The sequence below is a fragment of the Micromonospora sp. KC723 genome, assembly GCF_004348595.1.
Classification (GTDB): Bacteria; Actinomycetota; Actinomycetes; order Mycobacteriales; family Micromonosporaceae; genus Micromonospora.
Genome location: NZ_SMKD01000016.1, coordinates 16187 through 39935, shown reverse-complemented (window position 1 = coordinate 39935; position 23749 = coordinate 16187). Strand labels below are relative to the sequence as shown.

The window sequence follows — 23749 nt, the reverse complement described above, 5'->3', positions numbered from 1 at the left end:
GCAACGCCCGGCGTACGTCATGACGGCCCGGCGGGTCGGCGCACCGCCGCCCGGGCCGGGGCGGTGACCTCGCGCCGCTGCTCGGGCAGGCGCCCGGCGGAGACCGCGATCCGGGAGACCCGCCGCCCGTCCAGGGCCAGCACCCGCAGCAGCCAGCCGCCGCCCGGCTCGCCGGGCTCGATGTCCGGCGGAGCCACCGGCACCTCGTCTCCGGCGACCGGCAGTCGGCCCAGCACGGCCATCACGAAGCCGCCGACCGTCTCGTACGGCCCGGTCGGCAGCGTCACCCCGGTGCGCTCGGCGAAGTCGGCGAGGTTGAGCCGGCCGTCCACCACGGTGGGCAGCCCGGCGTGGGCCGCAGCGGCGCCGTCGTACCCGTCGTGGACCTCGCCGACCAACTCCTCGATGAGGTCCTCCAGGGTGACGATGCCGGCGGTGCCGCCGTACTCGTCGACCACCACCGCCAGGTGGTGTCCCTCCCGGCGCATCTCGGTCAGCGCGGCGAGCACCCGCTTGCTGCCGGGCAGCCGCTTCACCTCGCGGGTGAGCTCGCCGACCGTGGCGCACGGGTCGAGGTCGGGGCGCAGCAGCACGTCCCGCAGGTGCACGAAGCCGACCACGTCGTCGTGGGTGCCGTCGATCACCGGATAGCGACTGTGCGGTTCGGCTCGGACCACCCGCTGGGCCACGGTGAGGTCCGTCCCGGCGGAGAGGAAGACCACCTCGGTGCGGGGCATCATCACCTCGCGCACCAGGCTCGCCCCGGCGACCAGCACCTCGTCGATGATCCGGCGCTCGTCGGGATCGAGCACGGTGTTGGCGGCGACCAGGTCGCGCAGCTCGTCCTCGGTGATCCGTTCCCGTCCGGCGGCCGGGCTTGCTCCGAGCAGGTCGGTGACGAGCCGGGTGGCACCGTCGGCGGCCCGGACCACGAGCCGGGCCACGCCGCGCGCCACCGGCCCGGGCATCCGTCGGGGTCGCCCCGGCGATCGTCGCCGGGACCCGGGACCACCCGTGCGCATGTAGGTGATGGTAGGGCCGTCCGGGTCGCGACAACCGACCATGTTCGGATCTGTTCAATCGTGGAGGTTCATGGTGGAATAGCGGGTGGTCGACGCGGAGCGCAGGCACCGGCTCCGGTCGTAGGGTGATCACGACGGCGGTGGTAGGACACGGCCAGGCAGGGAGGACCGACGTGAAACTGCTCGTCACCGGCGGCGCCGGCTTCATCGGCAGCGTGGTGACCCGGATGCTGCTGGACAACGGCCACGACGTGACGGTCCTCGACGACCTGCGTACCGGCCACCAGGAGGCGCTCGCCACGGACGCCACCCACGTCGACCTACCGGTCCACGAGGCGGCCCGGGTCCTCACCCCCGAGGCCGGCTTCGACGGGGTGCTGCACTTCGCCGCGCTGATCGCCGCCGGGGAGTCGATGGTCCGGCCGGAACTCTACTGGCACGCCAACACGGTCAGCTCGATCGCGCTCATCGACGCCGTGCGGGCCGCCCGGGTGCCCCGCCTGGTCTTCTCCTCCACCGCCGCCGTCTACGGCAACCCCACCGAGCTGCCCATCCCGGAAACGGCGGCCAAGGCCCCCACCAACACGTACGGCGCCACCAAACTGGCCGTCGACTTGGCGCTCACCTCCGAGGCGATCGCGCACAACCTGGCCGCCGTCTCGCTGCGCTACTTCAACGTCGCCGGGGCGTACCTGCACGGCGGCGTCGCCATCGGCGAACGACACGACCCGGAGACCCACCTGATCCCGATCGCGTTGCAGGTCGCCGCCGGCCGCCGGGAGAAGCTCCAGCTCTTCGGTGACGACTACCCCACCGTCGACGGCACCTGCGTCCGCGACTACATCCACGTCGAGGACCTGGCCCGCGCCCACCTGCTGGCGCTGACCGCCGCCACCGCGGGCCAGCACCGCATCTACAACCTCGGCAACGGCGCCGGCTTCACCAACCGGCAGGTCGCCGACGTGGTCCGCGAGATCACCGGCCACCCGGTGCCGGTGGAGGTCGCCCCGCGCCGCGAGGGCGACCCGGCCGAACTGGTCGCCTCCTCCGCGCTGGCCCGCGCCGAACTCGGCTGGACCCCGCAGAAGCCGACCCTGCACGACATGGTCGCCGACGCCTGGACCTTCTACCGCACCCACCTCCTGGAGCAGCAGTGACCGACGTCGAGGACCGGGCCACCGCCGGCTTCCGATCCGCGTACGGCCAGGAGCCGGCGGGCCGCTGGGCGGCTCCCGGCCGGGCCAACCTGATCGGCGAGCACACCGACTACAACGACGGCTTCGTACTGCCCTTCGCGTTGTCCCTGCGCACCGTCGTGGCCGCCGCACCACAGGACGGCGAACGCTGGACGGTCTGGTCAGAGACCACCGAGGCGCAGATCGAGTTCGCCGCCGCCGACGTCGACGAGCCCGGCCGGGTCACCGGCTGGGGCGCGTACGTAGCCGGGGTGGTCTGGGCGCTGCGCGAGGCCGGGCACGCCGTGCCCGGCGCGCGCCTGGCGATCGCCACCGACGTGCCGCTCGGCTCAGGGCTCTCCTCCTCGGCCGCCCTGGAGGCGGCGGTGCTCACCGCCCTGGTCGACCTGGGCGGGCTGGACCTGCCCGCCGATCGGCAGCCCCGACTCGCCCAGCGCGCCGAGAACGCCTACGTCGGCGCGCCCACCGGGATCATGGACCAGTCCGCGGCGATCCGTTGCCGGGAGGGCCACGCGCTCTTCCTGGACTGCCGCACCGAGGAGGTCGAACACATCCCGTTCGACCTGGACGCCGCCGGCCTGGCCATACTCGTCATCGACAGCCGCGCCCCGCACCGGCACGCCGACGGCGAGTACGCCTCCCGCCGGAAGTCCTGCGAGGAGGCGGCGGCCGTGCTCGGCGTACCCGCCCTGCGCGACGTGGCGGTCGCCGATCTCGACGCTGCGCTGCCGAAACTGCCGGACGACGAGACCCGTCGCCGGGTCCGGCACGTGGTCACCGAGAACCAGCGGGTACTCGACACCGTCGCGCTGCTGCGCGCCGGCCGGGCACCCGAGATCGGCCCGCTGCTGACCGCCTCGCACGCCTCCATGCGGGACGACTTCGAGATCACCGTGCCGGAGATCGACACCGCCGTCGAGGCGGCGCTCACGGCCGGGGCGCTCGGCGCGCGGATGACCGGCGGCGGCTTCGGCGGCTGCGTGCTCGCCCTGGTCGAGGCCGCCTCCGCTGACCGGGTGGCCGGCGCGGTCGCCGACGCCTACGCGCGGCACGGCTTCACCGAGCCGGCCACCTTCACCATCCTGCCCGCCACCGGCGCCACCCGCCTGGACTGAACCCGCCGCACACCGCCCGGACGCCGGCCGGCGTCCGGGCGTCGACCGGCCCGTCGTACGCCGACCGGGGATGTCCCGTGGCTGGGACACCCCCGGTCGGCGCGGAGAAGGTCGATCACCCGCGCCCGCCGCGACAGCGGTCAGGCGATGTCAGCCAGCCTCGACGATCATGCCGGCGCCGACGGTGCGGTTGGTGGTCTCGTCGATGATGACGAACCCGCCGGTGGTGCGGTTGCGGCGGTACTCGTCGGCGAGCAGCGGCACCGTCGTCCGCAACCGGACCCGGCCGATCTCGTTGAGCTTCAGCTCGCCGGCCGCCTCGTCCCGATGCAGGGTGTTGATGTCCAGCCGGTAGTGCAGGGCGCGCACGATCGCCCGCGCGGAGCGGGTGGTGTGCTTGACAGCGTACTTCCCGCCGACCCGCAACGGCCGGGTCTCGTCCATCCAGCAGACCATCGCCTCGATGTCCTGCGACACCGCGGGGGCGTTGTTCGGCCGGCAGATCATGTCGCCGCGCGAGATGTCGATCTCGTCGGCCAGCCGCACGGTCACCGACATCGGTGGGAACGCCTCGCCCACCGGGCCGTCCGCCGTCTCCACCGAGGAGATCCGGCTGGTGAAGCCGGAGGGCAGCACCATCACCTCGTCACCGGGCTTGAGCACGCCTGAGGCCACCTGGCCGGCGTACCCCCGGTAGTCGGTGACGGTGGTGGACTGCGGCCGGATCACGTACTGCACCGGAAAGCGGACGTCGACCAGGTTGCGGTCGCTGGCGATGTGCACCCGCTCCAGGTGGTGCAGCAGCGACGGCCCCTCGTACCAGGGCATGTTCTCCGATCGGGTGACGATGTTGTCGCCCTTGAGCGCGGAGATCGGCACCACGGTCAGGTCCGGCGCGTCGAGCTTCGCGGCGAACGCGGTGAACTCGTCGGCGATCCGCTCGAAGACCTCCTGCGAGTAGTCCACCAGGTCCATCTTGTTGACGCAGAGGACCAGGTGCGGCACCCGCAGCAGGGAGCAGAGGAAGGCGTGCCGGCGGGACTGCTCGACCAGGCCCTTGCGGGCGTCCACCAGGATCAGCGCCAGGTCGGCGGTGGAGGCGCCGGTGACCATGTTCCGGGTGTACTGGATGTGCCCCGGGGTGTCGGCGATGATGAACTTCCGCCGTGGGGTGGCGAAGTATCGGTACGCCACGTCGATGGTGATGCCCTGCTCCCGCTCGGCGCGCAGGCCGTCGGTGAGCAGCGCCAGGTTGGTGTACTCGTCGCCCCGGGCCGCGCTGACCGCCTCCACGGCGGCGAGCTGGTCGGTGAAGAGCGACTTCGTGTCGTACAGCAGCCGGCCGATGAGCGTCGACTTGCCGTCGTCCACGCTGCCCGCGGTGGCGAACCGCAACAGGTCCATCGGCCGGGCCTCCGGCCCGCCGGCGGGCCGGGCCTCCGCTGCGCCCGCAGCGATCGTCTCGGCGGTCATCAGAAGTAGCCCTCCCGCTTGCGGTCCTCCATGGCGGCCTCGCTGACCCGGTCGTCGCCGCGGGTCGCGCCGCGCTCGGTGATCCGGGTGGCGGCCACCTCCTCGATCACCTTCTCCACCGTGTCGGCGTCCGAGCGGACGGCCGCGGTGCAGGACGCGTCACCCACGGTGCGGTACCGCACCCGGGCCTTGAACCGTTCCTCCCCCGCCCGGGGGCGGAAGAACTCGTTGACCGCGTAGAGCATGCCGTCCCGCTCGATCACCTCGCGCTCGTGCGCGTAGTAGATCGACGGCAGCGGGATACGCTCTCGGGCGATGTAGTGCCAGACGTCCAGCTCCGTCCAGTTGGACAGCGGGAAGACCCGGATCGACTCCCCCGGGTGGTGCCGGCCGTTGTAGAGCGACCACAGCTCCGGGCGCTGGTTCTTCGGATCCCACTGGCCGAACTCGTCGCGGAAGCTGAACACCCGCTCCTTGGCCCGGGCCTTCTCCTCGTCACGCCGGGCGCCTCCGAAGAGCGCGTCGAAGCGGTGCTTCTCGACGGCCTCCAGCAGCACCGGCGTCTGGATCCGGTTGCGCATCCCGTCGGCGGACTCCCGCACCGTGCCGTTGGCGAGGGCCTCCGGCACGCTCGCCACGATCAGGTGCAGGCCCAGCTCGGTGACCCGCTGGTCGCGGTACTCCAGCACCTCGGGGAAGTTGTGCCCGGTGTCCACGTGCATGACGGGGAAGGGGATGTTGGCCGGGGCGAACGCCTTCTGGGCCAACCGGAGCATGACGATCGAGTCCTTGCCACCGGAGAAGAGCAGCACCGGGCGCTCCATCTCGGCGACCACCTCGCGCATCACGAAGATGCTCTCCGCCTCGAGCGCGTCGAGGTGGGAGACCTGGTAGGAGCGGGCGGGGGCCGTCATGACACGGCCTCGCTCGGCGTGGATCCGCTCATGGCTTCCAGACCTTTCCGGTCGGGTATCTCAAGATCAAGCGCTCAGGCTACCCGGAATGTCTCTGCAGCGCTGCAAGCAACCGAGTGGCGAGATCCTTGCGGCAGACCAGCAGGTCCGGCAGGCGCGGATCCGCCTCGTTGTATTCCAGCGTAGATCCGTCGATCCGGGAAGCGTGCAGGCCGGTGGCCGTCGCCACAGCCACCGGCGCGGCCGAGTCCCACTCGTACTGGCCGCCCGCGTGGATGTAGGCGTCCACCTCGCCGGTCACCACCGCGGCGATCTTCGCGCCCGCCGAGCCCATCGGCACCAGTTGCGCGCCCACCTCCTCGGCCAGGTCGGTCAGGAACACCGGCGGCCGGCTCCGGCTCGCCGCCAGCCGCAGCGTCCGACCGCCGCCCGAGGTCGCCGCCTCCAACGTCATCGGCGGGTACGCCGGCGGATAGTCCGTGCCGAGCACCCGGTGCTGCGCCGGCAACCCCACCGCCCCCGCCACCAGCCCGTGCGGCGTCGGCGCGTTCCGCGCCCAGAGCGCCACGTGCACCGCCCAGTCCGCGCGCCCCTCCTCGGCAAACTCACGGGTGCCGTCCAGCGGATCGATGATCCACACCCGGTCCGCGGTCAGCCGGGACAACGCCCCGGTGCTCACCTCCGCCGCCCAGGCCAGCCGCGACCCCTCGTCCTCCTCGGAGAGCACGGCGTCCCCCGGCCGCCACCGCGCCAGCTCGGTGCGGATCAGCTCGTGGGAGACCTTGTCCCCCGCCGCCTTCAACGCGCCCGGGTCCTCGAACCCCATCTCCGCGCGCAACGCCAGCAGCGCCTGCCCGGCCCGCGCCGCCAGCCATCGGGCGAACGCGCCGTCGATCATCGGAGGACTGCCCACACCACGCTCCCGTCGCCTCGCGCGGCCACGTCGCTGGTCGCGCCACGTCACGAAGGCGCAGACTACCGGCTCCTCCGTGGGTACGCCCCCCGCGCCTCACCCAGCGTGATACATGTTCTGGGTCGGCTCGACACCCTTGGTGACCACCGACTCCACCACGTCCGCCGCCCGGTCCACCAGGAACTCCAACTCCTTGCGCTCGACGGCACCGAAATCCGACAACACGTAGTCCGCCGGATCCTGCCGCCCCGGCGGGCGGCCGATGCCGAACCGCACCCGGACGTACTCCTTCGTCCCCAGCGACTTCGACATCGAGCGCAGCCCGTTGTGCCCGCCCTCGCCACCGCCCAGCTTGATCCGCAGCTGCCCGTACGGGATGTCCAACTCGTCGTGCACCGCGATCACCCGATCGGCGGGGATCTTGTGGAACTGGGCCAGCGCCGCCACCGGCCCGCCCGAGAGGTTCATGTACGTCAGCGGCTTCGCCAGCACCAGCTTCGGGCCGCCGAACCCGAGCCGCCCCTCGGCGACCTCGGCCACCGCCTGCTTGTGCCGGCCGAACTTCGCGCCCAACCGCCCCGACAGCAGGTCGGCCACCATGAAACCGACGTTGTGCCGGTTACCGGCGTACTCCCGGCCGGGATTGCCCAGGCCGACCACCAGCCACGGTCCCGCCTCGTCCGTCACGTCCCGTCCCTTCCGGTGTCACGCCTGCCCGATACGCCGGCAGGCGCCCCCGGAAGATACGGGGACGCCTGCCGGCAACGCTGCGGACCGATCAGGCCTCGGTCTTGGCCTCGGCGGTCTCCTCGCCACCGGCGGCCGGCTCGCCGGCCTCGGCGCCCTCGGACGACTCGGCGGTCACCTCGCCGACACCGGCCTCGGCCTCCTCCTCGGCGGCCTCGACCTCGGGCAGGCTCGCCTCGAGCTGCTCGGCGGTCGGGGCGGCGGTCACCGCGGCGACCTGGGTCTCCGGGTCGGCGGCCAGCTCGACACCGGCGGGCAGCTCCACGTCGGCGGCGGTGACCTGGTTGCCGGCCTCCAAGCCCTCGATCGAGGCCTCCAGGTGGTCCGGCACCTTGGTCGCGTCGGCGGTCACCGACAGGGTGTCGTGGTCGTGCACGATCAGGGTGTCCTTGGCGGCCTCACCGGTCAGCTGGACCGGAACCTCCACGGTGACCTTCTCGCCCCGGCGGACCAGCAGCAGGTCGACGTGCTCGAAGGTGTCCTTGATCGGGTCACGCTGGATCGCCTTCGGCAGCGCCAGCACCTGGGTGCCGTCACTGACCTCGATCGCGAAGAGCTGGTTGGCGCCACCCTTGCGGATCGCGGCGGCGAACTCCAGCGCGGGAAGCGCGATGTGCTTCGGCTTCTCGCCGTGGCCGTACAGCACGGCGGGCACCTTGCCGGCCCGGCGGGTACGGCGGGCACCACCCTTGCCGAACTCGGTACGGGGCTCTGCGCTGATCTTTACCTCGGACACGGGGAAACTCCTGATGCTTTCGCTGCGGCGGCTTGTCGTCTGGCGGTGCTGGGGCGAGGGGCTCGCAGGGGCTCATGCGTCATGAACGACTGCCCGGAGCACCGCGTCGATGACGGTGCCTCCGTGCGGCGCTTTTCAGCGGCCCGCCGGGCACCCTCGCCGTGGCAACCGTGCCAGTCTACCCGAGCCGCTTCCGGGGTTGCCGGCAGTCCCCCTCGGTCACGCCCACACTCCTCCGCGGGACGGCGGACGGCCGCCCGGCCGCCCCGCCATCCTCACCGGGCGACGGCGTGACCAGCCACGACGCCGCGCCGGCCCGCCACGCTCACCCCGTCAGCTCAGGCCACCGAAGAGGGTGGTCACCGACCCGTCGTCGAAGACCTCCCGGATCGCCCGGGCCAGCAGCGGCGCGATGGACAGCACGGTGATCTTGTCGAGCTGCTTCTCCGGCGGCAGCGGCAACGTGTTCGTCACCACGACCTCGCTGATCGGGCTGTTCTTCAACCGCTCGGTCGCCGGGTCGGAGAGCAGGGCGTGGGTCGAGGCGACCACGATCTCCGCCGCCCCCGACTCCTTCAGGATCTCGGCGGCCTTGGTGATCGTGCCACCGGTGTCGATCATGTCGTCGACGATCAGGCAGATTCGGCCCTCGACCTCACCGACCACCCGGTTCGCCACCACCTGGTTCGGCTTCAGCGGATCCCGGGTCTTGTGGATGAACGCCAGCGGGCAGCCACCCAGCCGGTCCGTCCAACGCTCCGCCACCCGCACCCGGCCCGAATCCGGCGCCACCACCGTCATCGGCCGACCCGCGAACTTGCGCTCCACGTACTCGGCCAGCACGTCCATCGCGAAGAGGTGATCCACCGGGCCGTCGAAGAAGCCCTGGATCTGCGCCGTGTGCAGGTCGACCGTGAGGATCCGGTTCGCGCCCGCCGTCTTCAACAGGTCGGCCACCAGCCGGGCCGAGATCGGCTCCCGACCCCGGTGCTTCTTGTCCTGTCGCGAGTACGGGTAGAACGGCAGGACCACCGTGATCCGCTTGGCCGAACCCCGCTTCAGGGCGTCCACCATGATCAGGGTTTCCATGACCCAGGTGTTGACGCCGTGCGTGACGGACTGCACCACGAAGGCGTCCGAACCACGCACCGAGTCCTTGAACCGTACGAAGATCTCGCCGTTGGCGAAGTCGTACGCGTCGGCCGGAGTCGGCGCGACGCCGAGCACCTCACCGATCTCCTTCGCCAGCTCCGGAAAGCCACGTCCGGAGAAGAGCATCAGGCTCTTGCGGTTTTCGGCGACGATGCTGCCCATGGGCCCGTCTGCTCCCGTTGGTCGGTGGTACCGGCGGCGGTGTGGGGGGACTATTCGGTTGCAGTATCCCCCGCCGTCAACCCTCCACCCACCGTCTCCGCGCCCCCGTGGATTGCCTCACCTTCGCTTGCGGAAACGGCCTCCACCGGCCCCCCTGCCGCCTGCGCCCGCTCCGCTGCCGCGGCCGACGCCGTACCCGGACGTTTACGCGCCACCCACCCCTCGATGGCACGCTGCGGTGCCCGGGTCACCCCGAGCGCACCGGCCGGTACGTCCTGACTGATCGCGCTGCCCGCCGCGACGTACGCCCCCGGGCCCACCTCGACCGGGGCGATCAGGCTGGTGTCGCAGCCGATGAAGGCCGCTTCGCCGACGGTGGTGCGGTGCTTGTTCACCCCGTCGTAGTTGACGAAGATCGTCGCCGCGCCGATGTTCGCCTTCGCGCCGATCGTCGCGTCCCCCACGTACGACAGGTGCGGCACCTTCGCGCCCGCACCCACCTCGGAGTTCTTCACCTCGACGAACGTGCCGACCTTCGACCCCTCGGCCAGCCTCGCCGCCGGCCGCAGGTACGCGTACGGTCCGACGCTCGCGCCCGGCCCCACGTCGGCGCCCACCGCGTGGCTGCGCAGCACCGTCGCCGCCGGCCCCACCACCGTGTCGACCAGCGTGACGTCCGGCCCGACCACCGCCTCCGCGCCGACCACCGTCGCGCCCCGTAGCTGCGTGTTCTGGTCGATCACCGCGTCCCGGGCCACCGTGGCGGTGACGTCGATCCAGGTGGTCTCCGGGTCGAGGATGCTCACCCCGCTGCGCATCCAGGCCTCGTTCACCCGGTCGCGCAGCAGCCGACGCAGGCCGGCCAGCTCCACCCGGTCGTTGCAGCCCAGCGTCTCCACGTGGTCCGCCGCGACGTGCACGCCCACCGGCTCGCCGGCGGAGACCAGTAGCCCGAAGACGTCGGTGAGGTACTCCTCACCCTGGTCGTTGTCGGTGGAGAGCTTGCCCAGCGCGTCCCGCAGCCGGGCCACGTCGAACGCGTAGATGCCCGCGTTGATCTCCCGCAGCGCTCGCTGCGCCGGGCTCGCGTCGCGCTCCTCGACGATCTGCTCCAGCCGGCCGTCGGCGTCCCGCACGATCCGGCCCAAGCCGGTCGGGTCGGGCACCTCGGCGGCGAGCACGGTGGCCGCCGCGCCCTCCCTCTCGTGCGCCGCGACCAACGCGACGACGGTCTCGGCGCGCAGCAGCGGCACGTCCCCGTTGATCACCACGACGGTTCCGGACGCCTCCGGCACCGCGTCCAGCGCGATCCGGACCGCGTGGCCGGTGCCGAGCTGCTCGGACTGCAGGACCGGGGTGGCGGCCGGGGCGATCTCGGCAAGGTGCGCCCGCACCTGCTCGGCGCCGTGGCCGACCACGACCACCGTGCGGTCGGCGCCCAGCGGCCCGGCGGCTGTCAGCACGTGGCCGAGCAGGGTACGGCCGAGCAGCGGCTGCAGCACCTTGGGCAGCGCCGACTTCATCCGCTTACCCTCACCGGCGGCGAGCACGACGGTGGTGCGGAGGTGGGGCTGGGGCACGACGTGGCTCCCGTCGGGAAGGCGACAGTCTCGCGGCCATGCTAACCAGACACCGACGGCCGATGGGCGGAAGCTCCCGGGAGAGGACTCGAACCCCTACAATCAGGACCAAAACCTGACGTCCTGCCATTAGACGACCCGGGACGGTCTAAACCGGACAAACCAAGTGGTTGGCTGCCCCCTACACCTTAGCGTCCCCCGGCCTGGACGCCATCGCTCATCGCCGTCATGATCCGTTCGATCCTCCCGTGCCTCCGACTCGACCTCGGCACCTCGACGCCGAGCGACCGGCGCCTCACCCACCACCCGGTCGCCACCGGCACGTCACGACGCCCGCACGACAGCGCATTCATTCATCTGGGCAACTGTTCACCGCGCCGGGGCGGCGGCCTAAGTTACGGTGACGTAGGCGTAATCTTCCTGCTGCGAGGTGCCATGTCGACCTCTCTGACGCAACCCGCCGGCACCGGGCCGAAGCCGCTCACCCAGGGCCCGCAGTCCAGGGGCATCCTGGTGGCGCTCTGGGCGTTCGTGGTCGTACCCTTCCTGGCCCTGGTCGCCGCGGCGCCGGTCGCCTGGGGCGGTTGGTTGAGCGCCACCGACGTCGCCGTCGCCGGCTGCTGGTATCTGGTCTCCGGCCTGGGCATCACCGTCGGCTACCACCGTTACTTCACCCACGGCTCGTTCAAGGCGTCGCGCCCGCTGCGGATCGCGCTGGCGGTGGCGGGTTCGTTCGCGGTCCAGGGCGAGATCATCCAGTGGGTGGCCGACCACCGACGCCACCACGCCTTCGCCGACCTCGACGGCGACCCGCACTCGCCGTGGCGTTACGGGGAGACCGTCCGGGGGTTGGTGAAGGGTCTCTTCCACGCCCACGTCGGCTGGCTCTTCGGCCGGGAGTTGTCCAACCGGGCGCGGTTCGCCCCGGACCTGCTCGCCGACCGCGACACCCGACGGGTGGACCGGCTCTTCCCGCTGCTGGTCGTCGTCTCGCTGCTCGGGCCGGCGGCGATGGGCGGGCTGCTGACGTGGTCCTGGTCGGGGGCGCTGAGCGCGCTGTTCTGGGGCGGTCTGGTCCGGATCTCGCTGCTGCACCACGTCACCTGGTCGATCAACTCCATCTGCCACGTGTACGGTGAGCGGCCCTTCGCGATGCGACCGGGCGACCGCGCGTCGAACTTCTGGCCGCTGGCGCTGCTGTCCTTCGGCGAGAGCTGGCACAACCTGCACCACGCCGATCCCACCAGCGCCCGGCACGGGGTGTTGCGCGGCCAGGTGGACGTCTCGGCCCGGGTCATCTGGCTGCTGGAGCGGGTCGGCGCGGCACGGGACGTGCGCTGGCCGAAGCCGGAGCGGATCGCGGCGAAACTGGCGCGGCCGGCCGAGCCGCGGTAGCACGGACGGCGCCTGTCGGGGTCGCCTGGCAGGATGTCCGGAGTGGCCGACGAGGACGGACACCCCGAACGAACATCCCACGACAGGGCGTCACCGAGCGCCGGCGAGGTGACGGCATGACGGACGGAAGCACCGCCGGGCGGCGCCGGGCGGCGACGGCGGCCACGAAACCGGCGTCGCGGGTGCGGATGTCGGCGGCCCAGCGCCGCGAGCAGCTGATCCTGATCGGCCGGCAGATCTTCGCCGAGAAGGGCTTCGACGCCACCTCGATCGAGGAGGTGGCGTCCCGCGCCAAGGTCTCCAAGCCGGTGGTCTACGAGCACTTCGGCGGCAAGGAGGGGCTGTACGCGGTGGTGGTCGACCGCGAGGTGCGGGCCCTGCTGGACCGGATCACCACCGCGCTGACCGCCGGGCACCCGCATGAGCTGCTGGAGCAGGCGGCGCTGGCCCTGCTGACCTACATCGAGGAGGAGACCAGCGGGTTCCGGGTGCTGGTCCGCGAGTCGCCGCTGATGTCGGCGACGGGCAACTTCAGCAGCGTGATGAACGACGTCGGGCACCAGGTGGAACACATCCTGGGCGCCGAGTTCTCCAGCCGGGGGTACGACGCGAAGCTGGCCGAGTTGTACTCGCAGGCGCTGGTGGGGATGGTGGCGTTGACCGGCCGCTGGTGGTTGGAGGTACGCAAGCCGCGCAAGGAGACGGTGGCCGCGCACCTGGTCAACCTGGCCTGGAACGGGTTGTCGCACCTGGAGGCGAAGCCGGAGTTGATCATCCGTCGACGGGGCTGAGCCCGCCGGGGCGGGACCGGCGGGTCAACGGCTGCCGGCCCCGGAGACCGGGTGCCGGCGGGTGCGCCGTTCCTCCTCGGCGTGTTCGTCGGTGCCGACCTTGTCGTAGAGGCCGGTGCCGAGCAGGATCAGCCCGAAGATCATCGACACGATGACGGTCGACATGGAGAAGTTGAGGAAGTTGGCGGGCGTCTGTAGCACGGCCATCATCAGCAAGCTGGTGACCAGGAAGACCGCCCCGGCGGTCAGGTTCATGTAGTGGCCGAGGTTGTTCCGGCGGGACGCGCCGATGAGCAACACGGCGCCGAAGAGCACAGAGGCCAGCGAGAACGCCAGGTTGGTACGGAGCCCCAGGGCGAAGTTCGCGTCCCGGTCGAACAGCGGGTCCCCCCAGGTGAGGAAGACACCCCACACACCGAAGACGAGGATGTAGAGGCCCACGAGCCCGGCGAGCGCCCGGTAGAGCGGGCGCGCCGGGTGGTTCAACGGTAGGTGCACGACAACCCCTTTGTCCAAGCTGACCGCTTGAGGGGAATTGTCCATCCAGCCGGGGGCCGATGTCCGTCGAACCGCCGGGCAGGCCGGCACCACACCGTCGGGCTCCCACGCCGGGAAGCAGGCACGGCCAGAGACGGTCGATCCCGTCCCGCCTGCGGCGGGGCGGGATCGGGGCCCGGTTTCGCCGGAACTCAGAGCACCAGGCGGGCCTTCTCGAAGGCCTCCTGCTCCTCTTCGGTGCCGACCTTGCCGTACATGCCGACCATCAGCAGGACGAGGCTGAGCGTCAACACCACGATGTCGGTGACGATGGTGAAGTTGAAGATGTTCGCGTCGGTCTGGAGGAACGCCAGCGACGCCAGGCCGATCACCATCAGGGCGTACGCCAGGAACTGGTTGATCGCCACGTCGATGTTGCGGCCGATCGCGATACCGGCCAGCACCACGCCGCCGAGGACGATGCTGACCAGCGAGTACCCGAGGTTCGTGCCCTGGCCGAGGACCTTGGTGTCATCCTGGGCGAAGAGGTCGTTGCCCAGGCTCGCGATGACACCGAGCACACCGAAGACCACGAAGTACAGGCCGACAAGCCCGCCGATCGCCCGGTAGACCGGCCGCGCGGGGTGGTTGACGGGGGTATGGGCCATGGCTGAGTCTCCAACGCCGTTCGGATGATGAGAGGTCGACGACGATTGTCCCGCATCGCGCCGTGTGACGCCGCACACGGCCCCCGGTGGCCGGCGGGCCGTCCGGTCGGCCGTCAGAGCGGCGGGATCTCGTCGGCCAGGAGCAGCCAGGTCTCCTCGGTCCGGTCGCGTTCGGCGCGTACCTCCTTGAGCTGCGCGTCAAGTTCGGCGACCTTCGCGTAGTCGGTGGCGTGCGCGGCGAGCTGGTCGAGCAGCGTCGCCTCCCGCTGTTCCAGCTTGCCGATCTGCCGTTCCAGCCGGGTCAACTCCTTGCGGGCCTGCCGGGCCTCGGCGGCGGACATGCCGGCGCCGGTGGGGGCCGCCCCGGCGACGTCGGCGAGGGCCTTGGCCGGTAGGTCCGCCCCGGCGGCACGGGCCAGGTACTCGTCGACGCCGCCGGGCAGGTGCACCAGCCGGCCGTCGCCGAACATCCCGTACACGCTGTCGGTGACCCGTTCGATCAGGTAGCGGTCGTGGCTCGCCACGATGATCGTGCCCGGCCAGGAGTCGAGCAGGTCCTCCAGCGCGGCGAGGGTGTCGGTGTCCAGGTCGTTGGTGGGCTCGTCGAAGAGGAGCACGTTGGGCTCCCCGGCGAGCAGCCGCAGCATCTGCAGGCGGCGGCGTTCGCCGCCGGACAGGTCACCGACCGGGGTCCAGAGCCGCCGGTCGTCGAAGCCGAAGATCTCGGCGAGCTGGGCGGCCGAGATCTCGCGGTCGCCGAGCTGCACCCGGCGGGCCACCTCCTCGACGGCTTCGAGGACCCGCAACTGGCCGGGGAGCTCGGCCAGCTCCTGGGAGAGGAAGGCGGGCCGGACGGTCGAGCCGGTGTGGAACCGCCCGCCGTCGGGGCGGGTGACCCCGGCCAGCATGCGCAGCAGGGTGGTCTTTCCGGCGCCGTTACGGCCGAGGACGGCGATCCGGTCGCCGGGCCCGACCTGCCAGGTGACGTCGTCGAGGATGGTCTTCGGGCCGGCGTGCAGGGTGACGCGTTCCAGGTCGTACACCTGCTTGCCGAGCCGGGCGGTGGCGAGCCGTTGCAGTGAGGTGGTGTCGCGCGGCGGCGGCACGTCGGCGATCAGCGCGTTGGCGGCGTCGATCCGAAACTTCGGCTTGGAGGTCCGGGCCGGGGCGCCCCGGCGCAGCCAGGCGACCTCCTTGCGGAGCAGGTTCTGCCGGCGGGCCTCGGTGGCGGCGGCCACCCGTTCCCGTTCGACGCGGGCCAGGGTCCAGGCGGCGAAGCCGCCCTCGTACGCCCGGACGGTCTGGTCGGCGACCTCCCACGTCGTGGTGCAGACCGCGTCGAGGAACCACCGGTCGTGGGTGACCACGACGAGCGCGCCCTTGCGGCCGACCAGGTGCCTCGCCAGCCAGTCGACGCCGCCGACGTCGAGGTGGTTGGTGGGCTCGTCGAGGATCAGCAGGTCGGCCTCGCGGACCAGCAGCGCGGCCAGGGCCACCCGGCGGCGCTCGCCCCCGGACATCGGGCCGACCGGCTGGTCGAGACCGAGGTGGGGCATGCCGAGGCCGTCGAGGATGGCCCTTACACCGGCGTCGCCGGCCCACTCGTGCTCGGCACCCATGCTCTCGGCCAGCCAGGCGGTGCCGAGCACGACGTCCCGGACGGTGGCGTCGGGAGCCAGCGTCAGGCTCTGCGGCAACGAGGCGACGCGCAGGTCGCGGCGGTGGGTGACCCGGCCGTCGTCCGGTTCCTCCTGCCGGGTGAGCAGCCGCAGCAGGGTGGACTTGCCGGCGCCGTTGAGGCCGACCACACCGATCCGGTCGGCGTCGTCGAGGCCGAGCGAGACGTCGGTGAGCAGCGGCCCGGCGGCGCCGTACCCCTTGGACACCCGGTCCAGGTTGACGATGTTGGCCACGACCTCACCTCCCATGGTCAGGGCGCCCCGGTGCCGGCTGGCACCTCGGGACGCCCGGCCCCAAGGGTACGCGGACCGTCCGCGCCCCGGCCTCGGCCGTCCGCCTGGACGACTCGGATTGCGGCATTCTGGGGGTATCCGGGCTGTTCGACGGCACGATGTGGGCAAACGGCGTCGACCACGCGCCCCCGGCACACCGGCCGGGACGGGGCGGTGGGCGTCAGATGACGCGGGCGCCGGGAACCGGACCGTGGGCGACCCGGACCTGCCGACACACCTCGGCCGCCGCCAGCTCGGCCGCCATCCGTCCCGCGTCCGCCGCGTCGGCGGCGAGGAAGACGCACGTGGGCCCCGACCCGGAGACGATGCCGGCGAGCGCGCCGGCCGCCTCACCGGCCTTCAGGGTCTCGGCGAGCGCCGGACGCATGGCCAGCGCGGCGTCCTGCAGGTCGTTGCCGAGGGTCGCCGCGAGCACCCGGGGGTCGCGCTGGCGCAGCGCGGCGAGCAGCGCGTCGGTGCTGCCCAGCGGCTCACCGGCGGTGCCGGCCTCGCGGAGCCGGTCCAGCTCCCGGTAGGCGGCCGGGGTGGACAGCCCGCCGTCGGCGATGGCCACCACCCAGTGCCAGGAGGTGGGGCGAGCCAGCACCGGGCTGACCGCCTCGCCCCGACCGGTGCCCAGAGCGGTGCCGCCGTGGATCAGGAACGGCACGTCGGAGCCGAGGTCGGCGGCGATGCCGGCCAGTTCGTCCCGGGACAGCCCGGTGCCCCAGAGGGTGTCGCAGGCGACCAGGGCGGCGGCCGCGTCGGCGCTGCCGCCGGCCAACCCCCCGGCGAGCGGGATCTGCTTACGCAGGTGCAGCCGGGCGTGCGGCATGACGCCGGAGTACCCGGCGAGGGCGTGGGCCGCCCTGATGACCAGGTTGGAGTCGTCCAGGGCCAGCTCGCCGGCGCCCTCGCCCTCCATGGTAAGGGTGAGCGTGTCACCTCGGCGGGCGGTGAGCTCGTCGTAGATGGAGATCGCGTGGTAGACGGTGTTCAACTCGTGGTAGCCGTCGCGACGCAGCGGCCCCACCCCGAGGTGCAGGTTGACCTTGGCGGGCACCCGGACCTTGACCGGCCCGCTGGCACCCCGCCGCCGCTGCTCGTCCTCGTCGTCCGGTCGCCAGGCCTCGGTCACGGGGCGAGGTCCCGCGGGCACAGGCGGATGTCGAACGGCTTCTCCACGATCAGCTCCTCGGCGGAGTCGACGGCCGGCTCGCACCCGCCGTCGATCGGTCGTACGCGTACACGCGTGGTGGGACGGCGCCAGCCTACTGGGCGGCGTCGGTGGGGGCGGGAGCCGACGCGGCGATCGCGGCGAACTGCTCCACGGTGAGCGATTCCCCGCGCGCGCCGGGGTCCACTCCGGCGGCGGTGAGCGCCGCGGCGGCCCGGTCCGGGCCACCGGCCCATCCGGCCAGGGCGGCGCGCAGCGTCTTGCGGCGCTGGGCGAAGGCGGCGTCGACCACGGCGAAGACGGCCTCCCGGGCGACGTCGGGGCGGGGCGGCTCGCGGCGGGTGAAGGCGACCAGCCCGGAGTCGACGTTCGGCACCGGCCAGAACACGTTGGGTGGCACCCGCCCGGCGGCGCGGGCCCGGGAGTACCAGGCGAGCTTCACCGACGGGACGCCGTACACCTTGGAGCCCGGTCCGGCGACGAGCCGGTCGGCGACCTCCTTCTGCACCATCACCAGGCCGTGGCGGAGGCTGGGCAGTTCGGCGAGCAGGTGCAGCACCACCGGCACGGCGACGTTGTACGGCAGGTTCGCCACCAGCGCGGTCGGCGCCGGGTCGGCCAGCTCGGCGGCGGTGACCCGCAGCGCGTCGGCGTGGTGCACGGTGAGCCGGGCGGCGTCTCCCCCGGCGTGCCGGGCGGCCGTCTCCGGCAGCGCGCCGGCCAGCACCGGGTCGATCTCCACGGCGTGCACGTGGGCGGCCACCGGCAGCAGGGCCAGGGTGAGCGAGCCGAGGCCGGGACCGACCTCCAGAGCCACGTCGTCCGGGGCGAGCCCGGCGGCGGTGACGATCCGGCGGACCGTGTTCGGGTCGTGCACGAAGTTCTGGCCGAACTTCTTCGTCGGGTGCACCCCGAGCCGGGCGGCGAGTTCCCGGATCTCCGCCGGGCCGAGGAGTCCGGTCACGCCCGTAGCGTAGCGGCGGGGCCGGGCCCGCTCACCACGGGCCGAAGACCCGGTCGCCGGTGGCGGAGATCGCCGCGCACAGCTCGTCCAGGTCGGCGCCGGTTGTCGCGGCCAGGGACCGGACCGTCAGCGGAATCAGGTACGACGCGTTGGGCCGCCCCCGGTGCGGCATCGGGGTCAGGTAGGGCGCGTCGGTCTCCACCAGGATCTGGTCGAGCGGGGTGAGCGCGGCGGCCTCGCGCAGCGCGCCGGCGCTGCCGAAGGTGACGGTGCCGGCGAAGCTGAGCAGGTAGCCCCGGCGGACGCACTCGCGGGCGAAGTCGGCGTCGCCGGAGAAGCAGTGCAGCACCACCGTGTCGGGGGCGCCCTCGTCGTCGAGGATGCGCAGCACGTCGGCGTGCGCGTCCCGGTCGTGGATGACCAGTGCCTTGCCGTACCGCTTGGCGATGGCGACGTGCGCGCGGAAGCTCTCCTCCTGCGCGGCCCGCCCCTCGTCCCCGGTGCGGTAGAAGTCCATGCCGGTCTCGCCGATGCCCCGTACCCGGTCCCGGCCGGCGAGCGCCTCGATCTGGCGCAACGCCTCGTCCAGGTCGGCCAGGCGGGGCGCCTCGTTCGGATGCAGCGCCACGGTGGCCAGCACCGCCGGGTACCTCTCGGCGGCGTCGGCGCCCCAGCGGGAGGAGTCGACGTCGACACCGACCTGGACCAGCCGGTCCACGCCGACGCCGGCGGCCACCTGGATCGCGGCGGCGACCGGGTCGTCCTGGTCGTGACCGCGCGGCTCGCCGCCCCGGCCCAGCTCCCGCGCGGGCGCCCCGGCCTCGCTGACCGTGATGTCGAGGTGGGTGTGGCTGTCCGGCACGGGGCGGGGCAGCGGCTCCGGGGCCGGCGGGAACTCCCCGGCCCGGCGGGCGGCGCGCTGCTTGCGGGATTCGGTGCGCTCACTCATCACGGCCAGCATCACACACCGCCCGACGGTGGCGTTTCCGGGACGCCACGAACTGTTCACCCGGCTGCTATCGAGCGCGATTACTGTCCGCAGGATGACCGTCACACCCCAGGCCCGCGGCGCCGGACTGCACGTGACGTTCGAGGGCACGACGTACCCGGCGGAGGAGATCGCCCGGGGCGCGGCGTACGAGCTGTTCAGCGCCGAGGAGGCACCCGGTTTCGAGTGGGCGCCCCGGGCCGGGTCGGCGTTGCCGTGGCGCCGGTTCGTCCACGTCACCGAGGTGGGCGCGGTGCACGGAGCCGCCGAACCGGCCGAGGAGCCGGAGTCGCCGCTGCTGGTGCCGCTGCACCGCGAGCGGGGCTGGTCGTACGTGCACCAGCTCAGCCAGCAGCCGGCGGCCGCGGGGGATCCGACGCTGGTGGCGGTGCGTGCCTCGGCGGTGGTGCGGCGGGGCACCCGGATGGTCAAGGTGCTCTCCGCCGGGCAACTCGCCGGAATGGTGCGGGGCTGGCTGCCGCACGGTTTCTGCTTCCGCGAGCACGACGTGGCGCACCTGCGTACCCCGTCGGGGCTGGCGGTGCTGCGCGGCGACGGCGCGGCGGCCGGCGACGTGGCGTACGCGCTGCGCTGGCGGGCCGTCGACCCGACCGACTACGACGTGCCGGTCGGCCCGGCGCACCGGGGCCTGCCGGCGCTGCCGCCCCGGGACCGGGTCGGCCCGCCGGTGCTGGGCACCGGGTTCGTGCCGAGCAACGGGCAGCTCATTCCCGAGTTCGTCACCCGGGACTTCACCGATCTGCCGCTGCCGGCGAACGCGAGCCTGGTGGCGTACACCGCCGACGGGACGGAGGTGGTGCTCTACAGCTTCCAGGCGGAGCAGCGGGGCTGGCTGCGGATGGTCGGCCCGAGGTTCCGGCACCTGCTGGCCGGGGTGCCGGGGATCTCCCCCGACCAGGAGTACCTGCCGACCGGCGACGCGCCCCGCTCGACCCAGCTGGTCGGCGGGTACGCGGGTGTCGAGTACGAGGCGGTGGCGGACCTGCCGGGCGGGTTCCGGGTGCTGGCCGTGACGCGGGCGGCCCGGTACCCGGTGGAGTCGGTGGCCCGCCGGCTGCGGTACGCGCACTGGCGGGGCGCACGCTGCCAGGTGTTGCGGGAGGAGTCGGGCTGGCTGCGGCTGCGGCTGTGCGCCCCGGATCCGGACGCGGTGGCCGACACCGGCGCGCAGTGCCAGGAGCGGGGCGTGTACGAGGTGTGGGCACCCGGGCCGGAGGTCACCGACGACCGGGTGGTGGACGTGCCGTACCCGCTGGCATGAGGCGGGCCGCGAGGGCCGGCCTGACCGCTGCGCCTTCCTCACCGGCGGTGGCCGGGGTCCGACCGGCCGGGGCGGGCGGCGCCCGCCCCGCCGGTGTCAGCCCGCCAGCCGGGCCAGTTCCTCCTCGACGATCGACGGGTCGAGTTTGCGGAAGACCGGTCTGGGCGCGGCGAGCGGACGGCCGGCCTGCACGGGGACGGACTCCCAGCGCGCCCCGACCGTGTAGTCGCCGGTGAGCACCGGGTACGCCGGACCGCCGTCGAGGTCGTCGACCTCCTCGATGACCGGCATCGGCGCGTGCACCCCGGTGCCGCCGAGCAGCTCGTGGATCTGCTGCGCGGAGTGCGGCAGGAACGGGGTGAGCAGCGTGTTGGCGTCGCTGACCACCTGGAGGGCGACGTGCAGGATGGTGCCCATCCGGGGTTTGTCGTCCTCGCCCTTGAGCTTCCACGGGGCCTGCTCCGACAGGTACCGGTTGGCTTCGGCGACGACCTTCATCGCCTCGCCGATGGCCTGCTTCTGCCGGTGCCGGGCGATCAGGTCGCCGACGACGGCGAAGCCGGCGCGGGCGGTGGCCAGCAGCGCCTCGTCGGCCTCGGTGAGCCCGGCCGGGTCGATCGGCGGGATCGCGCCGAAGTTCTTGGCCGCCATCGAGATGGACCGGTTGACCAGGTTGCCCCAGCCGGCGACCAGCTCGTCGTTGTTGCGGCGGAGGAACTCGGCCCAGGTGAAGTCGGTGTCGTTGCTCTCCGGGCCGGCGACGGCGATGAAGTAGCGCAGGGCGTCGGCGTCGTAGCGCTCCAGGAAGTCCCGGACGTAGATGACGACCTTGCGGGACGAGGAGAACTTGCGTCCCTCCATGGTCAGGTACTCGCTGGAGACCACCTCGGTGGGCAGGTTGAGTCGGCCCCATTCACCCGGGGCGCCGTCCCGGGAGCCCTCGCCGGAGTAGCCGCTGAGCAGCGCCGGCCAGATCACCGAGTGGAAGACGATGTTGTCCTTGCCCATGAAGTAGTAACCCTTGGCGGTCTTGCCCTGCCCGTCGGCGGACCACCACTTTCGCCACGCCTCCGGGTCGCCGGTGCGCCGGGCCCACTCGATCGAGGCGGACAGGTAGCCGATGACGGCGTCGAACCAGACGTAGATCCGCTTGTCGGGTCGGTCCTGCCAGCCTTCGAGGGGGATCGGCACGCCCCACTCCAGGTCCCGGGTGATGGCCCGGGGTTGGAGGTCGTCGAGGAGGTTCCTCGAGAACCGCAGCACGTTGGGGCGCCAGCCCTCGCGGGTGTCCAGCCACTGGCGCAGGACGTCGGCGAGGGCGGGCAGGTCGAGGAAGAAGTGCTCGGTCTCGACGAACTCCGGCGTCTCGCCGTTGATCTTCGACCTGGGGTTGATCAGGTCGACCGGGTCGAGCTGGTTGCCGCAGTTGTCGCACTGGTCGCCGCGGGCGCTGTCGTACCCGCAGATGGGGCAGGTGCCCTCGATGTAGCGGTCGGGCAGGGTCCGGCCGGTGGACGGGGAGATCGCCCCGGTGGTGACCCTGGGGACGATGTAGCCGTTGCGGTGCAGCCCGGCGAACACCTCCTGCACCACCGCGTAGTGGTTGCGGGTGGTGGTGCGGGTGAACAGGTCGTAGGAGAGGCCCAGCGCCTTCAGGTCCTCGGCGATGACCCGGTTGTACCGGTCGGCCAGCTCGCGCGGGGTGACCCCCTCGGCGTCGGCCTGCACCTGGATCGGGGTGCCGTGTTCGTCGGTGCCGGAGACCATGAGCACGTCGTGGCCGGCCATCCGCATGTACCGGGCGAAGACGTCGGAGGGAACGCCGAATCCGGATACGTGGCCGATGTGGCGCGGGCCGTTGGCGTAGGGCCAGGCGACCGCGGCGAGAACGTGACTCATGACCAGCAAGCCTAGTGACCGGCCCCGGCTGCCCGCGAACCAATAGGGCGCGTCCCACGCGCACCGGCAGAACGGCGGCCCGATTTGTCGCCGACACGCGGCTTGAGCTGCACTCCGACGGCGTGGCCACGGTGTCCAATGAACGCCGTGGCGGCGAGACGCGCGGGACCCGACGAACCCTCCCCCGGTATTCCGGCGCAGGCCCCGACCGGGCCTGGCGCGGCGACCGATCCGACCCCGCGACCGCCCGGGCCGCCGGGGCCGGCCCGCGACGGCGCGCTCGCGCCGCAGCCACGGGTGCGCCCCGGGTGGGACGACCCGGCCGTCGAGGTCGAGCCGACGACCGGGGCCCCGGTCGACGCGGTACCCAGCCGGGTTCCGGTCCGCCGGCCGCGCGGGCAGCGCGCGGAGCCCGACCGCGATCCGGGTACGGCGGACGACGGCGGGTTCTGCTGGCCCCCGATCGAGGAGGTGCACTGGGACGGCACGCCCCTGCGGGAGGAGCCGAAGCAGGCGCGGAAGGCGCCGGCCGCCTCGGCGCGCACCCGCGCCCCCCGCCCACCGGACCCGGCGCGGGGCCTGGCGGTGCTGCTGGCGTTGAGCCTGGTCGCCGCCTTCTTCGCCTGGGTCAGCGCCGGGCCGTTCTGGCTGGCGGTCGGGCACGCCAGCACCGGGACGGTGGTGGTCACGGACTGCTCCGGGGGCGGCCTGACCCAGCGGTGCCGGGGCATCTTCACCGCCGACCGGGAACGGTTCCGCGTCCACGGGGTACGGGTCAGCGGGGTGCCGGACAAGCGCGGCACCGGCACGGCGTTGCCGGCCCGGATGACCGGGGCGGACGACGACACCGCGTACGTGGACACCGGCGTGGGCCGGCACCTGCGCTGGGTGCTCGGGCTGCTGGTGGTGGCCGGCTGCGGCGCCGGGATCGCCCGGGGGACGGGCGCCACCCGGCTCGCCGATCCGCGGCAGCGCCGTGGGGCCACGGCGGCGGCCTGGGCCGGCCCCGCCCTGATCACCCTCGGTTTCCTGGTCGCCGCCTGGTAGCACCGGCCCGGCTCGGGTGGCCCGGCCACCGGCGTCGTGGTCCCCTGCTCCGCCCAGGTCCACGCCTACCCGCAGCGGCTGCCGGCCCTCGCGGGCGGG

At 72.8% G+C, this 23749-nt stretch carries 21 protein-coding genes and 1 tRNA gene; 6 read left to right on the top strand and 16 right to left on the bottom strand.

Translation table 11 applies throughout. The features are described 5' to 3' along the window. Positions 1–17: 17 nt before the first annotated feature. Positions 18–968, bottom strand: coding sequence for a hemolysin family protein (locus E1165_RS06355; protein ID WP_243704624.1), 951 nt, complete (start codon positions 966–968; stop codon positions 18–20). A gap of 227 nt (positions 969–1195) precedes the next feature. Here E1165_RS06355 and galE point away from each other — a divergent pair, with 227 nt between their 5' ends. Beyond that, positions 1196–2179 (top strand): UDP-glucose 4-epimerase GalE, encoded by a 984-nt coding sequence (gene galE / locus E1165_RS06350; RefSeq protein WP_132388655.1) that lies wholly within the window; start codon positions 1196–1198, stop codon positions 2177–2179. Further along, positions 2176–3333 (top strand): galactokinase, encoded by a 1158-nt coding sequence (galK, locus tag E1165_RS06345; protein WP_132388653.1) that lies wholly within the window; start codon positions 2176–2178, stop codon positions 3331–3333. The genes galE and galK overlap by 4 nt, the downstream gene beginning before the upstream one ends. Positions 3334–3483: 150 nt before the next feature. Here galK and cysN read toward each other — a convergent pair whose 3' ends face one another. The 8 genes from cysN to E1165_RS06305 form a co-directional block, all read right to left on the bottom strand. Continuing rightward, on the bottom strand, positions 3484–4806 hold the full coding sequence (gene cysN / locus E1165_RS06340; protein ID WP_132388651.1) for a sulfate adenylyltransferase subunit CysN: 1323 nt from the start codon (positions 4804–4806) through the stop codon (positions 3484–3486). After that, a complete protein-coding gene (gene cysD / locus E1165_RS06335) occupies positions 4806–5720 on the bottom strand; it encodes a sulfate adenylyltransferase subunit CysD (RefSeq protein ID WP_132388649.1) in 915 nt (304 codons plus the stop codon). The genes cysN and cysD overlap by 1 nt, the downstream gene beginning before the upstream one ends. Before the next feature lie 79 nt (positions 5721–5799). Beyond that, entirely contained in the window at positions 5800–6618 is an 819-nt protein-coding gene (locus tag E1165_RS06330; RefSeq protein ID WP_132388708.1) for an inositol monophosphatase family protein, read from the bottom strand. A gap of 111 nt (positions 6619–6729) precedes the next feature. Beyond that, positions 6730–7320 carry an aminoacyl-tRNA hydrolase gene (gene pth, locus E1165_RS06325; RefSeq protein ID WP_132388647.1) on the bottom strand — a complete coding sequence of 197 codons (591 nt, stop codon included), beginning with the start codon at positions 7318–7320 and terminating at the stop codon, positions 6730–6732. 91 nt (positions 7321–7411) lie between these two features. Beyond that, complete coding sequence (locus E1165_RS06320; RefSeq protein ID WP_132388645.1) at positions 7412–8116, bottom strand: 50S ribosomal protein L25/general stress protein Ctc; 705 nt, start codon at positions 8114–8116, stop codon at positions 7412–7414. Between the two features lie 333 nt (positions 8117–8449). Then, positions 8450–9430, bottom strand: a complete 981-nt coding sequence (locus E1165_RS06315) for a ribose-phosphate diphosphokinase (protein WP_132185852.1) — start codon at positions 9428–9430, stop codon at positions 8450–8452. Positions 9431–9480: 50 nt separating this feature from the next. Then, complete coding sequence (glmU, locus tag E1165_RS06310) at positions 9481–11010, bottom strand: bifunctional UDP-N-acetylglucosamine diphosphorylase/glucosamine-1-phosphate N-acetyltransferase GlmU (protein WP_132388643.1); 1530 nt, start codon at positions 11008–11010, stop codon at positions 9481–9483. A 73-nt stretch (positions 11011–11083) separates the two neighbouring features. After that, positions 11084–11154, bottom strand: a tRNA-Gln gene (locus E1165_RS06305). Positions 11155–11445: 291 nt separating this feature from the next. Here E1165_RS06305 and E1165_RS06300 point away from each other — a divergent pair. Next, entirely contained in the window at positions 11446–12405 is a 960-nt protein-coding gene (locus E1165_RS06300) for an acyl-CoA desaturase (protein WP_132388641.1), read from the top strand. A 116-nt stretch (positions 12406–12521) separates the two neighbouring features. After that, a complete protein-coding gene (locus E1165_RS06295; protein ID WP_132388639.1) occupies positions 12522–13196 on the top strand; it encodes a TetR/AcrR family transcriptional regulator in 675 nt (224 codons plus the stop codon). 24 nt (positions 13197–13220) lie between these two features. Here E1165_RS06295 and E1165_RS06290 read toward each other — a convergent pair whose 3' ends face one another. From E1165_RS06290 to E1165_RS06265, 6 genes are all read right to left on the bottom strand, one after another. Then, positions 13221–13739 (bottom strand): DUF4383 domain-containing protein, encoded by a 519-nt coding sequence (locus tag E1165_RS06290; protein ID WP_132388638.1) that lies wholly within the window; start codon positions 13737–13739, stop codon positions 13221–13223. Positions 13740–13885: 146 nt separating this feature from the next. Beyond that, the gene (locus tag E1165_RS06285; RefSeq protein ID WP_132388636.1) at positions 13886–14341 is read right to left on the bottom strand and encodes a DUF4383 domain-containing protein; all 456 of its coding nucleotides are present in this window, start codon (positions 14339–14341) and stop codon (positions 13886–13888) included. Between the two features lie 113 nt (positions 14342–14454). After that, on the bottom strand, positions 14455–16254 hold the full coding sequence (locus E1165_RS06280) for an ABC-F family ATP-binding cassette domain-containing protein (protein WP_132388634.1): 1800 nt from the start codon (positions 16252–16254) through the stop codon (positions 14455–14457). A gap of 220 nt (positions 16255–16474) precedes the next feature. Continuing rightward, positions 16475–17431, bottom strand: a complete 957-nt coding sequence (locus E1165_RS06275; RefSeq protein WP_132388632.1) for a 4-(cytidine 5'-diphospho)-2-C-methyl-D-erythritol kinase — start codon at positions 17429–17431, stop codon at positions 16475–16477. Between the two features lie 133 nt (positions 17432–17564). Then, a complete protein-coding gene (gene rsmA, locus E1165_RS06270; RefSeq protein ID WP_132388630.1) occupies positions 17565–18434 on the bottom strand; it encodes a 16S rRNA (adenine(1518)-N(6)/adenine(1519)-N(6))-dimethyltransferase RsmA in 870 nt (289 codons plus the stop codon). Positions 18435–18465: 31 nt separating this feature from the next. Next, positions 18466–19395, bottom strand: coding sequence for a TatD family hydrolase (locus E1165_RS06265; protein ID WP_132388706.1), 930 nt, complete (start codon positions 19393–19395; stop codon positions 18466–18468). 82 nt (positions 19396–19477) lie between these two features. Between E1165_RS06265 and E1165_RS06260 the strand changes: the two genes are divergently transcribed. After that, the gene (locus tag E1165_RS06260; RefSeq protein ID WP_132388628.1) at positions 19478–20704 is read left to right on the top strand and encodes a hypothetical protein; all 1227 of its coding nucleotides are present in this window, start codon (positions 19478–19480) and stop codon (positions 20702–20704) included. Positions 20705–20800: 96 nt separating this feature from the next. Here E1165_RS06260 and metG read toward each other — a convergent pair whose 3' ends face one another. Continuing rightward, on the bottom strand, positions 20801–22603 hold the full coding sequence (metG, locus tag E1165_RS06255; protein ID WP_132388626.1) for a methionine--tRNA ligase: 1803 nt from the start codon (positions 22601–22603) through the stop codon (positions 20801–20803). 147 nt (positions 22604–22750) lie between these two features. Here metG and E1165_RS06250 point away from each other — a divergent pair, with 147 nt between their 5' ends. Then, positions 22751–23650: a hypothetical protein gene (locus tag E1165_RS06250; RefSeq protein WP_243704619.1), complete on the top strand. Its 900-nt coding sequence runs from the start codon at positions 22751–22753 to the stop codon at positions 23648–23650. Positions 23651–23749 lie beyond the last annotated feature (99 nt).